At 39.5% G+C, this 14,485-nt stretch carries 18 protein-coding genes; 12 read left to right on the forward strand and 6 right to left on the reverse strand.

Annotation, left to right across the window (positions count from 1 at the left end; all coding sequences use genetic code 11):
• Position 1: 1 nt before the first annotated feature.
• From K0A91_RS01015 to hemL, 3 genes are read right to left on the reverse strand one after another with little or no spacing between them, the layout of a single operon-like run.
• Entirely contained in the window at positions 2 to 505 is a 504-nt protein-coding gene (locus K0A91_RS01015) for a hypothetical protein (RefSeq protein WP_295007361.1), read from the reverse strand.
• The gene (locus K0A91_RS01020; RefSeq protein ID WP_295007261.1) at positions 486 to 815 is read right to left on the reverse strand and encodes an AtpZ/AtpI family protein; all 330 of its coding nucleotides are present in this window, start codon (positions 813 to 815) and stop codon (positions 486 to 488) included. The genes K0A91_RS01015 and K0A91_RS01020 overlap by 20 nt, the downstream gene beginning before the upstream one ends.
• Positions 808 to 2,103, reverse strand: coding sequence for a glutamate-1-semialdehyde 2,1-aminomutase (gene hemL / locus K0A91_RS01025; RefSeq protein WP_295007263.1), 1,296 nt, complete (start codon positions 2,101 to 2,103; stop codon positions 808 to 810). The genes K0A91_RS01020 and hemL overlap by 8 nt, the downstream gene beginning before the upstream one ends.
• A gap of 95 nt (positions 2,104 to 2,198) precedes the next feature.
• Between hemL and K0A91_RS01030 the strand changes: the two genes are divergently transcribed.
• Positions 2,199 to 3,059, forward strand: a complete 861-nt coding sequence (locus K0A91_RS01030; RefSeq protein ID WP_295007265.1) for an energy transducer TonB — start codon at positions 2,199 to 2,201, stop codon at positions 3,057 to 3,059.
• A gap of 15 nt (positions 3,060 to 3,074) precedes the next feature.
• Here K0A91_RS01030 and K0A91_RS01035 read toward each other — a convergent pair whose 3' ends face one another.
• Positions 3,075 to 4,007 (reverse strand): aldolase/citrate lyase family protein, encoded by a 933-nt coding sequence (locus tag K0A91_RS01035; RefSeq protein ID WP_295007267.1) that lies wholly within the window; start codon positions 4,005 to 4,007, stop codon positions 3,075 to 3,077.
• Positions 3,997 to 4,347: a c-type cytochrome gene (locus K0A91_RS01040; protein ID WP_295007269.1), complete on the reverse strand. Its 351-nt coding sequence runs from the start codon at positions 4,345 to 4,347 to the stop codon at positions 3,997 to 3,999. The genes K0A91_RS01035 and K0A91_RS01040 overlap by 11 nt, the downstream gene beginning before the upstream one ends.
• 59 nt (positions 4,348 to 4,406) lie before the next feature.
• Between K0A91_RS01040 and folD the strand changes: the two genes are divergently transcribed.
• From folD to ychF, 11 genes are all read left to right on the forward strand, one after another.
• Positions 4,407 to 5,264: a bifunctional methylenetetrahydrofolate dehydrogenase/methenyltetrahydrofolate cyclohydrolase FolD gene (folD, locus tag K0A91_RS01045; RefSeq protein WP_295007271.1), complete on the forward strand. Its 858-nt coding sequence runs from the start codon at positions 4,407 to 4,409 to the stop codon at positions 5,262 to 5,264.
• On the forward strand, positions 5,265 to 6,074 hold the full coding sequence (lepB, locus tag K0A91_RS01050; RefSeq protein ID WP_295007273.1) for a signal peptidase I: 810 nt from the start codon (positions 5,265 to 5,267) through the stop codon (positions 6,072 to 6,074).
• Positions 6,061 to 6,738 (forward strand): site-2 protease family protein, encoded by a 678-nt coding sequence (locus K0A91_RS01055; protein ID WP_295007275.1) that lies wholly within the window; start codon positions 6,061 to 6,063, stop codon positions 6,736 to 6,738. The genes lepB and K0A91_RS01055 overlap by 14 nt, the downstream gene beginning before the upstream one ends.
• 13 nt (positions 6,739 to 6,751) lie before the next feature.
• The gene (rpiB, locus tag K0A91_RS01060) at positions 6,752 to 7,189 is read left to right on the forward strand and encodes a ribose 5-phosphate isomerase B (RefSeq protein WP_295007277.1); all 438 of its coding nucleotides are present in this window, start codon (positions 6,752 to 6,754) and stop codon (positions 7,187 to 7,189) included.
• A 19-nt stretch (positions 7,190 to 7,208) separates the two neighbouring features.
• On the forward strand, positions 7,209 to 7,541 hold the full coding sequence (locus tag K0A91_RS01065; protein WP_295007279.1) for a hypothetical protein: 333 nt from the start codon (positions 7,209 to 7,211) through the stop codon (positions 7,539 to 7,541).
• Between the two features lie 14 nt (positions 7,542 to 7,555).
• Entirely contained in the window at positions 7,556 to 8,104 is a 549-nt protein-coding gene (locus K0A91_RS01070) for an adenine phosphoribosyltransferase (RefSeq protein ID WP_295007280.1), read from the forward strand.
• Positions 8,104 to 9,306, forward strand: a complete 1,203-nt coding sequence (gene trpB, locus K0A91_RS01075; RefSeq protein ID WP_295007282.1) for a tryptophan synthase subunit beta — start codon at positions 8,104 to 8,106, stop codon at positions 9,304 to 9,306. The genes K0A91_RS01070 and trpB overlap by 1 nt, the downstream gene beginning before the upstream one ends.
• An 8-nt stretch (positions 9,307 to 9,314) precedes the next feature.
• Complete coding sequence (locus K0A91_RS01080) at positions 9,315 to 10,730, forward strand: leucyl aminopeptidase (RefSeq protein WP_295007284.1); 1,416 nt, start codon at positions 9,315 to 9,317, stop codon at positions 10,728 to 10,730.
• A gap of 76 nt (positions 10,731 to 10,806) precedes the next feature.
• A complete protein-coding gene (gene zupT, locus K0A91_RS01085; protein WP_295007286.1) occupies positions 10,807 to 11,652 on the forward strand; it encodes a zinc transporter ZupT in 846 nt (281 codons plus the stop codon).
• A 39-nt stretch (positions 11,653 to 11,691) separates the two neighbouring features.
• Positions 11,692 to 12,195 (forward strand): RNase H family protein, encoded by a 504-nt coding sequence (locus tag K0A91_RS01090; RefSeq protein WP_295007288.1) that lies wholly within the window; start codon positions 11,692 to 11,694, stop codon positions 12,193 to 12,195.
• Between the two features lie 66 nt (positions 12,196 to 12,261).
• Positions 12,262 to 13,362, forward strand: a complete 1,101-nt coding sequence (ychF, locus tag K0A91_RS01095) for a redox-regulated ATPase YchF (RefSeq protein WP_295007290.1) — start codon at positions 12,262 to 12,264, stop codon at positions 13,360 to 13,362.
• 3 nt (positions 13,363 to 13,365) lie between these two features.
• On the opposite strand, the gene K0A91_RS01100 is transcribed toward ychF, so the two are convergent.
• The gene (locus K0A91_RS01100; protein WP_295007292.1) at positions 13,366 to 14,484 is read right to left on the reverse strand and encodes an ABC transporter permease; all 1,119 of its coding nucleotides are present in this window, start codon (positions 14,482 to 14,484) and stop codon (positions 13,366 to 13,368) included.
• Position 14,485 lies beyond the last annotated feature (1 nt).

Below are 14,485 nucleotides of genomic sequence, written 5' to 3' on the forward strand. Positions count from 1 at the left end.
GCTATAACTCTTTTGAGATAAAATAGCCCGCCAATATGCCAGTGAGCAGGGATGGAAGATAGATAGATATGTCCAAAAGGGCATTATTTTTAAGCGCAATAAATCCAATAATTAAAAACAGATATGGAACTAGTCTATATAGAGAAATTCCGGCTTTAGCGCCTTTTTTAATCTCTCTTAAATCTAGAATCTTTATCTTTTTCTTCTCCTCTTTAACGATTGCTTTTAGGTCCAGCTCCGCATCTGCAGCGCTGTTTGTCTCCGCTTCTTCGTAGAGTTCATACGGATCTTCAATCTCGTCTAAAATATCTCTTTTTTCATCTACATTTTCAAGCGCGACCTGATTTTTTATCATTCTTTTATAGGCGTACGCAGAGCCTGCAATGATAAAAAAACTGCTTAAAAATGCGACTTGAAGATTGATGAAAAATTCAAATTTGATTAATGCCGACAAGAGAATTAAAAATTCAATTACGACAAAAACCTTAATATTTTTTTTCACCATAATCCTCATCATCTTCGTCGTCTTGAAGCTGCTTTTTAATGGCGTAACGTGGCTTTTTTGCCAGTTCTTCATACTCTTTGTACTGTTTAGAGTATGCCTTGTAAACATTAAGCACGGCAGCAGCTACACCTATAAAAACGCCTATCCATAGCGTCCAGCCAATTCCTGTAAATTTTTTAAGCAAAATACCTATTCCGACACCCATAACGACTGCTACGACAATTGAGATTCCAAGAGAGAGGGAATCTGCCGCCTCAATAATCGGTTTTATTTTTGGAGTCTCTTGTTCGCTTTTATTTTTATTATCCATTGTTTTTTATCTCTTTAAATACTTCCGCACTGGCTTTAATCGTATCTTCAATCATCTCATCCGTTGTAGCAGTTGAAATAAAACCTGTTTCGTAGAGTGAACATGCAAAGTAGAACCCTTTTGAGAGCATCATAGAGTGAAATTTTGCAAAAAGTTTTGCATCAGAGCTGCACGCATCTGCAAAGTTTTTAACAGGCTTTTCGTTAAAAAAGAAGCCAAACATACTCCCTCTTGTATCTATCTGCATAGTTATACCGCATGCGGATGCCTCTTGTTGCATTCCCTCAACCAATCTTTTTGCACGCTCATTTAACACAGATATAACCTCGGCATTCTTTTTTAGTTTTGTGATTGCTGCAAGTCCTGCAGCCATTGCAACAGGATTTCCACTTAGTGTACCTGCCTGATAAACAGGTCCTTCAGGCGAGAGTTTAGCCATGATTTCCGCTCTTGCGCCAAAAGCGCCGACCGGCATACCGCCCCCAATTACTTTTCCAAGTGTAACAATATCAGGCTTTACGCCTGTAATTGATTCTGCACCATGCAGCGTCGCACGAAAACCGCTCATAACTTCATCAAAAATAAGAAGAGTGCCATTTGCATCACACAACTCTCTTAATTCATGCAAAAACTCTTTATCAGCAGGAACAAGCCCCATATTTCCTGCTATTGGTTCTATAATTACACATGCAATATTTTTAGAATCATTAAAACACTTCTTTACGCTCTCGATATCATTATATGTAGCCAAAAGAGTATGCTTTGTAAAGTCGGCAGGCACGCCCGGTGAGCTTGGATTTCCAAAAGTTGCCGCTCCGCTTCCTGCTTGAACCAAAAGTGAATCACTGTGTCCGTGGTAACAGCCAACAAACTTTACAATATCATCACGGTTTGTAAATCCGCGAGCAAGACGAATAGCGCTCATGACCGCCTCTGTTCCGCTGCTTACAAATCTTATCTTCTCTATTGAATCAAACATAGAGATGACAAGCTGCGCCAAATCACTCTCTGCCTGCGTAGGTGCGCCAAAACTAAGACCGTGTTTAACAGCCTCTATTACCGCATTTTCAATTGACTCGTCTCTGTGTCCAAAAATCAGAGGACCCCAACTCTGAACATAATCTACATACCTGTTTCCATCAATATCTGTTAAATATGCGCCTTTGCCCTCTGCAATAAAGATAGGTGTTCCCCCGACACTTCCAAATGCTCTAACAGGAGAGTTCACTCCCCCTGGAATTAAACTTTGTGCTTGCTCAAAAGCTTTTACCGAACCGCTTATACTCATAGAAATTACCTTAATATTTTTTTGTCATTATAGCAAAGTTGTATTAATCTATATTAGTTATAATTGTCCAAAATTTTATAAGTAAACGGAATAGCTTGAATCGTTCACATTTTGCACTCTTTGTCGCCATTTTAATCCATCTTCTGCTACTTCTATTTTTTTGGTTTTTAGGAACAATTACCCCTGAAATAGAAAAAGGACAAAAACCCAAAGAGAACAAAATTAAAGTCTCACTAAAAGAGGTAACAAAAAAAATTGACAAAGTCGGGGAGACAAAAGAGACTGTAAAAAAAGAGCCGCTAATGGCTCCGCCTATGCCAAAAGGCTCTCAGCTAAAAGAGATAGTCAATCCGGCAAAAAAGCCGCCTATAAAATATGAGGCAAAAGATGAGGCACCCACTCATCTAAACAGAGTGCAAAAAGAGGAGCCAAAGAGAGAGAGAGCTCCAAAAACAGAGCCTCTTCCTCTTACTAAGCCATATATACCTCTTATTTCTGAAGAAGAAGAAAAGAAAAAAGATCCAATGGGCTTTCTTTATGAGGATAAATCAGCAGAAGAGGCTAAAGAAAAAAGTGTTAAACAAACTGCCGGCAGCAGTATTGGCAATACAGACCTCAAAGAGCTCTATGGAGATGAGTTTGGCAAACTGACATCTGGGCAGCAAAAATATCTCATTGACAATCAAGAGATTATGAGAAGAATTACGCAAGAGATTTTAAACAGAATCGCAAGAGTAAACCTGCGCCACGATATGAACGTAAACAGGGTAAACATAGTTGAATTTTATCTCCATCCAAACGGAGATATGACGAACTTTAAATTTCTGCAATCAAGCGGATACCAGATACTCGACCAAACTACACAAGAGACTATAGAGTTTGCCTATAGCCGTTACCCAAGGCCTAATGAGAAGATTTTAATAAGATATAACGTATTTTACAATCTTGCAAGATAGCTAAAACGGGTATGTTTAGCTGTTTTTATTAAAAAGTGCTAAAGCCCCTTTATAGATAGGTTCATCGATAAATCCGAACTGCTCGTCTTCAAAACCGGTAATGCCCTCTTCTCTTTTTAGCTCAAATAGTCTGATAATAGTTTTTGCTCTTATCATCTCTCTCTCATCATCTGCAAACATCTTATTTACAAGCTTTGCCTGCTCTGGAGAGATACACCCTTTGGCATCGTAACCCATGCTCTTCTCCAAAGCTATCCATTTTTCAAACTCTTCTAGATTTTTAAAATCCTGAAACACAAAAGAGACAGGCCTTGCTCCGAGAATTCTACATGTTACTAAAAATTGCGACAAAATATGAAGCACTATTGGGTTCTCTCTTCTTATCAGACTCTGAGGCAGATTCATATCAGCAAAGAGGTCTAAAATTCCAAGATAAAAGGTAGTAACTTTTTTGTCAATTTTCAACTGATACAAATTAGCCCACGCACCACTTGTCTCTATAGATAAGTGAAGTTCTGTTTTTTCATCTAAGAGCTCATAAACAGACTCTACCTCTTTTACGTTTCTTATTTTTGGAACTCTGATGGCATCTGGCATAAACTGGTTTAGATATGTAATCTCCTCATATCCGCCTTCAATCAGAGGATTTACACGAACAATCAGCTTCTTATCGCATCTCTTATGGTGGGAGAGAAAAATAGCGCATAAAACAAGTCCAAACGGCTTATCTTCCTTGCTTACGCCATCTTCAAGATTTAAAATTATGCAGTCCGCCTCAACAGAGTCTATCTTCATTAAATGGTCTAGATTGTTGCACGAGAGCATCAATGCGGAGCGAAAATCTTTTCTTTTATTTACCATTCTGTAGGTAGGGCTCGCCAACGCATCTAATGCAGCCAAATCTCTTCTCTCGTACGCTGCTTTTACTTCTTCATAATTATTTAACATTCGCACCGCTCCCTTTTTTCTTCTCTTGCAGATAAAAATACAGCGCCTTTATCTCTCCCTCTGTCAAGAAGTATCTTGGCATCCCGTTTTTTCTTACGTTTAAAGCTCTGTAAAATTGATTAAAATCAATACTGTTTATAGGCGGACCTATAAAAAATTTTTGCTCTTTCTTATGCTCATATTTTGCGACCAGCTTGCCCTCTCCGGCTTCACCATGACACTTATAGCATCCTATGCCTCTTGGATTTTTGTAAAGCGAGGAAGAGTACTCCATAGGCGTAATGAAACTGCTCTTTGCCAGCAGAGAAATCGGCAGCAATATAAACAAAACACTCCACATAAAGCCATCCTTTAATATATAAAGGTATAATAACAAAAAAATAATATTATGAGGTTTAAATGCAACTTCTTGATGGAAAAGCACTCTCAACAAAAATTGAAGCAGAAATAGTTAACGAAGCAAAGAATTTAAAAAACAAAACGGGTTTGGTTCCTGGGCTTGCCGTTATTTTAGTAGGTCAAGACCCAGCAAGCGCGGCTTATGTAAAAATGAAGAAAAAAGCGTGTGACAGAGCAGGTTTTTACTCAGTTACACACGAGATGCCAAACGACATCTCACAATCAGCGATCGAGAACACGATTAAGATGATGAATAACAACCCAAATATCGACGGTATTCTTATTCAGCTTCCTCTCCCAAAACAGATAGATACAACAAAAATACTAGAGCTTGTAGAGCCAAGTAAAGACGTAGACGGCTTCCATCCGTACAATGTCGGCAGACTGACAACGGGACTTGACGGCTTTGTTCCATGTACTCCGCTTGGTGTCATGAAACTTTTAGATGAGTACAACATAGATGTAAAGGGAAAAAACTGTGTAGTTGTCGGCGCATCAAATATTGTAGGAAAGCCGATGGCTTCACTGCTTCTAAATGCCAATGCAACGGTTGAGATTTGCCATATTTTTACGGATGATTTGAAAAAACACACACTTAATGCGGATATCCTTTTTGTAGGAGTCGGCGTCATAAATCTAATAAAAGAAGATATGGTAAAAGATGGCGCTATCATTGTAGATATCGGTATCAACCGCACAGATGACGGCAAGCTTGTAGGTGACGTGGATTTTGAAAAAGTAAGCAAAAAATGCTCATATATCACTCCTGTTCCAGGCGGAGTTGGACCCATGACAATCGCTATGCTTCTTAGCAATACGTTAAAAGCCGCAAAAGCGCACGCAAACGAAAGAGAGTAAATGAAAGAGATTTTACACAAAACATACAAATTTTCAAACTCATGGACGGGAACAATTATAATTGTTCTTTTTGTTATATTTTTTATCGCTCAGGCTTTTAAAATACCAAGCGGCTCAATGAAAGACTCTCTGCTAATAGGAGATCACCTTTTTGCCAAAAAATTTGCATACGGCATACCTATGCCGCACCTTCCGTTTTTGGAAGTATCTGTCATGCCATGGAGCGATAGACTTCGTTTGATGGACGGCGATACACCTAAACGCGGTGACATTGTAATATTCAGACCGCCGCACAACACAAAACAGCACTTCGTAAAGAGATGCGTGGCTATACCTGATGATGAACTCTTTGTTCTTCACAAAGACCTATACATCCACTTCAGCGAGGGAAATGAGTGGATTGAGAAGCATTTTGCAGGCTATGATATTCTTCCATATGCAGGAAAACTATGGGTTAGAAATCCTTATATGAAAGAGCATCCGGGGATTCATCATGACGATAAAATTGTAGAGGGTGGAGAATCTCATGAACCTATCTTTAACTTTGCACCAATAAAAGTAGAAAAAGAGTACTACTTTATGATGGGAGACAACCGTGACCACTCAAGCGACAGCCGTTTTTGGGGTCAAGTGCCTTATGAAAATATTGAGGGAACGCCATGGTTTGTATATTTCAGCATTGATGAAAATTGGGAAATTAGATGGGACCGCATAGGAAAAACTCCTACCGACTTGGAGTCTCCTGTGCTGCTTGACAAAGCAGTGGCAGAGAGAATAAAACACGATAAAGATGATTATGGAATCTATTGATTTAATAAAAATTTTAGCAGCTGTAGTTGCACTTGCAGTAGCTATTATCGGGCATGAGATAATGCACGGATGGATAGCTAACATGTACGGTGATACAACCGCTAAAAACGCGGGCAGACTCTCTATAAATCCATTAGTACATGTAGATTTGGTCGGCACAATTCTTGTACCAGCTGCTACCTATTTTCTGCCGATGCTTATGGGAGCGGATAGCGGCTTTTTATTCGGTTGGGCAAAACCCGTACCGATTAATATGGCAACAGTAGTAGCAAGAGCAGGATACAACGGAGCGATGCAAGTAGATTTGGCAGGAATAGTTTATAACTTTACACTTGCTCTTGTCGCATCAATCTTTATTGTCTCTATGAGCCAGCCGACAAATACAGATGGGCTACTCTATATTTTTGCTTATCTATTTATATTTCAGCTGCTGATAATTAATGTAGTCTTAGGGGTCTTCAACCTTCTTCCTATACCGCAATTTGACGGTGCTCATTTTATTATGCACTTGGCGATGAAGTATAAGATAGATTCCGTAGCGGAATTCTTCTATAAAAATGAAAGATATGGAATAATTATAGTCTTAATTATTCTTATGACACCGTTAAAGAATTACGTATTAATAATGCCTGTACAGACAATTTTAAGTCTGCTGTTATCATAAAAAAAGGGAGAAAATGAAGTTTTACATTGCAACTGACCACGCAGGGGTGGATCTTAAAGATTATACGGTTGAGCTATTAAAAGAGAAAGGTCACGAAGTTATAGATTTGGGACCATTTTCTAAAGATAGAGTTGACTACCCTGATTATGCCATAAAGGTTTGCGAAGCTGTTTTGGCTGATAAAAATTCACACGGCATACTTATTTGCGGTTCAGGCATAGGAATGAGCATGACAGCAAACAGACACAGCGGCATCCGCGCAGCACTCTGTCATGACGCCTATACCGCAACTGTTGCCCGCGGACACAACGATGCAAATGTGCTATGTTTTGGAGAGAGAATAATAGGCAAAGGCGTTGCAGAGTCTATCATAGATGCTTGGATATGCGGCAGTTTTGAGGGCGGGCGTCATAGCGGACGTGTAGAAAAAATCGAAGCCATTAATCCTTAATGGTATAAAAGGAAAAAACATGTTTGTTGAATGGTCACTTTTAACCGTGCTCTCTATCGTCTCTGTTTACCTCTTTGTAAAGATGTTTTACTTCAAAAGTATCACAAGTAAAGAACAAAGAAGCAACGACTTGATGAAACTTACTCTCCAAGAAGCGGAGATACTTATAAGAAAGTATCAGATACAGCTTCAGCGCGCGCTTGGGAATGTTGATATTTTGAGTGATGAGTTGACAAAACTAAGAAATGAGCTTAAAGTTTTAAAACAGAGAAATACCAAGCATAGACAAGAGACAGATCGCCTAAACAACAAAATAAAAGCACTAGAGAGTCGTATAGACGCTCTGCTATAACATAAGGACAGGATATGACACTTAGCAGCACTGAAAGAAAAATCATAGAAAACTCCATAAGAGATATAAAAGACTTTCCAAAGCAGGGCATTGTATTTAAAGATATCACCACACTTCTGGGCGACAAAGAGGCGTTTGGCGTAACCATGAACCACTTCTATCAGAGATATAAAGAGTATAACCTAGACTATATTGCAGGCATCGACGCAAGAGGCTTTATTTTCGGTGCTGCGCTTGCACAGATGCTAGGCATAGGTTTTGTTCCTATTCGCAAAAAAGGGAAGCTTCCATACACTACAATCAGCGAAAAATATTCTCTCGAATACGGTATGGACGAGATAGAGGTTCATATTGATGCTTTTAGCGCAATTCCAAATGCAAAAGTTCTTCTTATGGACGATTTGATTGCAACGGGAGGGACTGCAAGAGCTGCCGCAAAGCTTATAAATCAAGCAGGTGCCTCATGTCTGGAAGCTTGTTTTATTATCGGTCTAAACTTTTTAGACGGACAAAAAAATTTAAAAGAGATTACAAACGTATACTCTTTGATTGAGGTAAACTGATGTATATTCCTTCCCCTTCAAAATTTGATCCAGATTTAAACGGACATTTTGGGATTTTTGGCGGCAGATACGCTCCAGAGACCTTAATGCCGGCACTTCTAAAACTTGAAGAAGAGTACAAAAACATCCGCTTTGACAAAGATTTCTGGAGCGAGGTCGACTACTATCTCAAAGATTATGTAGGACGCCCTTCTCCGCTCTATTTTGCTAAAAATCTCTCAGATGAAATTGGCGCAAAAATATATCTCAAAAGAGAAGATTTAAACCATACAGGCGCGCACAAAGTAAACAACGTAATCGCGCAAGGGCTTATGGCAAAGAGATTAGGATATAAAAAAATCATAGCTGAGACAGGTGCGGGTCAGCACGGCGTTGCAACTGCTACGATTTGCGCACTTTTAGGTTTAGAGTGCGAGATATTTATGGGTGCAAAGGATGTTGCACGTCAGGAGCTCAACGTTTTTCGTATGAAACTTCTAGGTGCGAAAGTAAACTCCGTTGAGAGCGGAAGCAAAACTCTAAAAGATGCAATGAATGACGCAATTCGCCACTGGGTTACAAATGCAAGAGACACTTTTTATATAATCGGAACGGTTGCAGGTCCGCACCCATATCCTATGATGGTTAGGGATTTTCAGGCTATCATCGGCTATGAAGCAAGAGCTCAGATACTTGAAAAGGAGAAGCGTCTTCCCGATTACGTAATTGCATGTATCGGCGGCGGAAGCAACGCCATTGGGACTTTTCAGCACTTTTTAGAAGACAAAGAGGTTAGATGTATCGGCATAGAAGCCGGCGGTCACGGCATAGACTCAGGCGAGCATGGATGTTCTCTAAATCAGGGACGTCCGGGAGTATTGCATGGGCAGATGAGTTATCTGCTTCAAGATGATGACGGACAGATACTTGAAGCCCACTCAATTTCAGCTGGACTTGACTACCCTGGAATCGGACCTGAGCATGCGTTTCACCACGACAACAAATCTGTAAGCTACGACTATATTACAGACAAAGAGGCGCTTGACGCGTTTGTATGGCTCTCACAAAAAGAGGGGATTATTCCCGCATTTGAGACTGCTCATGCAGTGGCATATCTTAAAAAAATGCCAAACATTAAAGACAAACTTGTTATCGTAAATCTATCAGGACGTGGCGATAAAGATATGATGCAGGCAAAACAGTTGCTAAACTTTGACAAATAGGAAAAAAAATGAATATCAAACTAGTAGATAAAAAAATATCAGATATAGATTCAGAGATATTAGTAGAATTTTTAACAAAAGATGAGCTTCCAAATCACAAAAAAGCCAAAATACTCCAAAATGCAGGCTTTAAAGCTGAACAGGACACAACATGCTTTTTGTATGAGAAAGCGACTCTTTTCTGCGGGATAGAGAGCAAAAAAAGCGATGACGTTAGAAGTGCGGCGTCTTGCATGATAAAAATGCTTAAATCTTCAAACTACAAATCAGCAAAGATGAGCGTTATAGGTAAATCTACATTAAGCGCTTTGGTAGAAGGTATTGTTTTAGGCGGATATGAGTTTAATGAATATAAATCTGAGCCAAAAAAAGCAGCATTAGAGGAGATATCTTTTGCTATAGACGATTTTGAGCTTGGCGAACTTGAGACTATTTTCAACGAAGCGCTTATTATTGCAAATGCTACATGTTACACACGCGATATCGTAAACAGAGCTCCGCAAGAGATAAATCCTCAGACATTGGCACATGCGGCTCAAACTTTAGCTTATGATAACTCACTTTTGTGCAATATTCTTCAAGAAGATGATTTGGCAAAAGAGAATATGAACGCAATGCTGGCAGTCGGACGTGCCTCTGTTCATGGAAGCGCACTTGTTCATCTTGCATACAAACCTGCAAATCCTAAAAAAGTTGTTACGCTTGTAGGAAAAGGTTTAACTTATGACAGCGGCGGACTAAGCCTTAAAGCTCCTACTTCAATGGTAACGATGAAGATGGACAAAGCAGGCGCATGTGCAGTTCTTGGAATTATAAAAGCAGTAAGCGAACTGAAGTTAGATATCGAAGTTCATGCATTTATAGGTGCAGTTGAAAATATGGTCGGCGGAAATGCCTACAAGCCTGACGATATTCTTGTATCAAGAAGCAAAACAACCATAGAGGTTAGAAATACAGATGCAGAGGGTCGTTTGGTTCTGGCCGACATGCTTGACTATGCACAGGAGAAAGTAGATGCTGATTATATCTTCGACTTTGCAACACTCACCGGTGCATGTATGATTGCTCTTGGGCAATATACTACAGGCTTAATGGGGCACTCTCATAAGCTCAAACATGATATTTCACGCGCAGGAGGCGACTCTGGAGAGATGATAAGCTCGCTGCCGTTTAACAGACATCTTAAAAAACTTCTAAAGAGCGAGATTGCAGACATTAGCAACACCGCTTCAAAGCCTTACGGTGGAGCGATAACTGCCGGCTTGTTTTTGGATAAGTTCATTAAAGATGAAAACAAAAACAAGTGGATGCACTTTGACATAGCAGGAACCGCCTATACCGAAAGCCCGTGGGACTGCAATGTTTACGGAGCAACAGGTGCAGGTGTGCGTTTAATGTGCGCGTTTTTAAGAGAGGCAAAGTAGAGAACCAAGCGTCGCATTAATGATTTATATGATTTAAATAAAGGCATAATTTATTTTTAAAATCATATAATCTTCCATGCATGATTTATCACTTGAGACTGTTTTATTTGCATTTATCCTTACGCTCTTTGCAGGGTTTTCCACATCCATAGGTGCCCTTCTTGCATTTTTTTCAAAAAGCAAAAACTACACTATTTTATCTGTCGGAATGGGTTTTTCGGCAGGCGTAATGATTTATATCTCTTTTATGGAGATTTTGCCAAAATCAAGAGACTCTTTCACGGAGCTCTACTCAAGTGAAATAACGGGAGAGATATTAACTTTTCTATCTTTTTTTGCAGGTATTGCCATAATCGCCGTTATTGACTATCTGATTCCAGAAGATGTGAATCCGCATGAGACAAAAAGCAATAGCGAGATTCTTGAACTTAAGCCGCAAACAAAAAGCTCCATTATCGGCAACTCTGCACTAAAGAGAACAGGAGTCTTTACGGCGCTTGCCATCGGAATTCATAATTTTCCAGAAGGGTTTGCAACATTTGCAGCAGCACTTGAGAATCCAACCCTAGGTATAGCCATAGCAGTTGCAATTGCAATCCACAATATACCAGAGGGGATAGCTGTCTCACTGCCGATATACCACGCTACAGGAAACAAAAAGAGTGCATTTTGGTATGCTACACTCTCGGGACTTGCCGAGCCGCTTGGTGCATTGGTGGGCTTTTTTATACTTCTTCCTTTTATGGGCGAAACTACACTTGGCATAACGTTTGGAATAGTCGCAGGAATAATGATTTACATCTCTTTTGACGAGCTTCTGCCGGCTGCGAGAGTTTACGGAAATGCACATACAACATTAGCAGGAATAACTTTTGGAATGTTTATTATGGCGATTAGCCTGATTGGCTTTAAATTGGTATAGTGTCAAAACACAAAATATGGCTGATGGGAAAAAAGTAACATGTATGTTGACATAAAAAAGCCTACACTTTTTTTATTTACGGATGCAAGCGTAGATCCGCAAACTAAAATCGGCTACGGCGCATACCTTCTAATGCCAGAATTCAGCCTAGAAGCGCCCATCTCAAAACACAAAATCAAAACAAGAAAATTTAAAAATACCACTTCATCAAAACTGGAACTTGAGACACTGCTTTGGGCTCTTGGAGAAATAGAGACAAGAGAATGCAAAATTATCGTCTATACGGACTGTCAAAACATAATCAGCCTAAAAGCAAGAGAAGAGCGCATTGTAAAAAATAACTATATGTCAAGAAAAAATACCCTTATAAGAAATCATGAGCTTTATAAAAAATTTTATAAAATCACGGACCGCTATGATTGTGACTTTATAAAAGTAAAAGGTCATAAAAAAACTGAGGACAAAGATTTGATAGATATCTTCTTTACACTTGTCGACAAAGCTTCAAGAGAAGCTCTTAGAGAAAAAGAGTCCCCATTTTAATCACTATCTACACATATTTTAGCTATTATTACAAAAAATATTTCACAGCACAATAAAAGGTAAATTATGGGTTTAAGTATCGGTCTTGTAGGACTACCAAACGTAGGAAAATCAACAACTTTTAATGCACTTACAAAAGCGCAAAACGCAGAGGCAGCGAACTATCCGTTTTGTACGATAGAGCCCAACAAGGCTATTGTTCCCGTTCCGGATAAAAGGTTGTCAGAACTAGCGAAAATTGTTAATCCTGAGAGAATTCAATACTCAACACTTGATTTCGTTGATATCGCGGGTCTTGTAAAAGGTGCCAGCAAAGGCGAAGGATTGGGAAACAAGTTTTTGTCAAACATTCGTGAGACTGAAGTTATTCTACACATCGTAAGATGTTTTGAGGATGACAATATCGTCCATACTGAGGCGAGCATTGACCCTATAAGAGACGTTGAAATCATTGAGGGCGAGCTAATCCTAGCAGATATCGAAGTTTTGCAAAACAGAATGGATAGACTAAAAAAGCAGGCAAAAACAGATAAAACTGCGGCTGCAATGCTTATACTTGCAGAGGAGCTTGCTGAATTTTTAGCAGATGGCAACTTGGCTAGAAATTTTGCAAAAGTAGAGACAGATGAGTACAAACAGCTTAACCATGAAGTAAGACTTTTAACAGGCAAAGAGATTATGTACGGTGCAAACGTTGATGAAGACGGCTTGTTAGAAGACAGCGACTTTGTTATCAAACTAAAAGATCATGCGGCTAAAAATAACTGCGAACTTATAAAACTTTGTGCAAAAATCGAAGAGGAACTTGTAGGTTTAGAAGACGAGGAAGCGGCTGAATTCTTAAGCTCTCTTGGCGTTCTTGAGTCGGGACTTGAGCAGATTATCCAAAAAGGTTTTGATAAACTCGGACTTATGAGCTACTTTACGGCAGGAGTTAAAGAGGTTCGCGCTTGGACAATCAGAAAAAACACAACAGCACCAAAAGCTGCAGCTGTAATTCACAACGATTTTGAAAAAGGATTTATCCGCGCCGAGGTTATCGCATATAACGACTTTATAGCATGCGGCGGTGAAAACAAAGCCAAAGAAGCTGGAAAGATGCGTCTTGAGGGAAAAGAGTATATCGTGCAAGACGGCGACATTATGCACTTTAGATTTAACGTATAATTTTTAACTGCGTGACTCAACGCTTCTTTTAAAACTAAGAAGCGCAAAAGCAAAGAAAAAGAGTCCTATAAAAAATATAGCAACCAAATGTTTCCACACAGTCTCAAGCCCTGCCCCTCTAAAAAGTATCGCCTGAGCTGCCTCCATAAAATGGGTAGTAGGCGAGAGATACATAACATACTGCAAAACAGTTGGCATACTCTCATATGGGGTTATTCCGCCTGAGAGCATCAAAAGCGGCAAAACAACCAAAATAAGCATCATTCCAAACTGCGGCATAGAGTTCGTTATGGTTCCCATAAATATGCCCATGGATGTCGTGGAGAACAGAACTAAGAACGTAGTGAACAAAAAGAGCGCTACAGAGCCTGAAATAGGAACTTCCAAAAATATCTCCACAACCACAAAAAGCGCGAACACAACTCCCAGCATAATAACTAATGCAGTTGATAAAATCTTCGCTACCATTATCTCCATGGAATTAAGAGGCATAACCAAAAGGTGCTCTATTGTGCCGTGCTCTTTTTCTCTCATCAAAGAGGCACCCGCAATCAAAATAGAGAACATCAAAATATTGCTTATAACCTCATTTATACTTCCAAACCAGCTGCTTACAAGATTGGGATTGTATTTATAGTTTGTAACCAGATTTATTGGCGTTGGAGGGACTGTTTTTGCAAAAAATGTATTTACCTCCTGCATGATTATTGCAGAGATATAGCCCGAGCCTATTCCTGCTTGAAGCATTCTTGTCGCATCAACGTTGACCTGCACCTCTGTGCTCTCGCCCTTTAAAATTGTTTTTTCAAAACCGCTTGGTATGATGACTACAAACGTGTAAATTCCGCTATCCATCCCCTTGTCAATCTCATCATAAGAGATATGTTTTGGCGCCATAAATCTGGGCTCATAAAATGAGTCTATAACTCTTTGCGAAAGAGCAGATCTGTCCTCATCAACAAATGCTATGGGTGCGTTATTCAGCTCCGTTGAGGACTCAGCCGCTGCAATATAGATAGCCACACTAAATGAGTAGATAATAAAGAGGAGCATTACCTTGTCTCTAAAAAGAATCAATAGCTCTTTTAAAAAAAGACGATAGATGGTCAATAGATATCTCATA

Source organism: Sulfurimonas sp. (assembly GCF_019429335.1).
Taxonomy (GTDB): domain Bacteria; phylum Campylobacterota; class Campylobacteria; order Campylobacterales; family Sulfurimonadaceae; genus Sulfurimonas.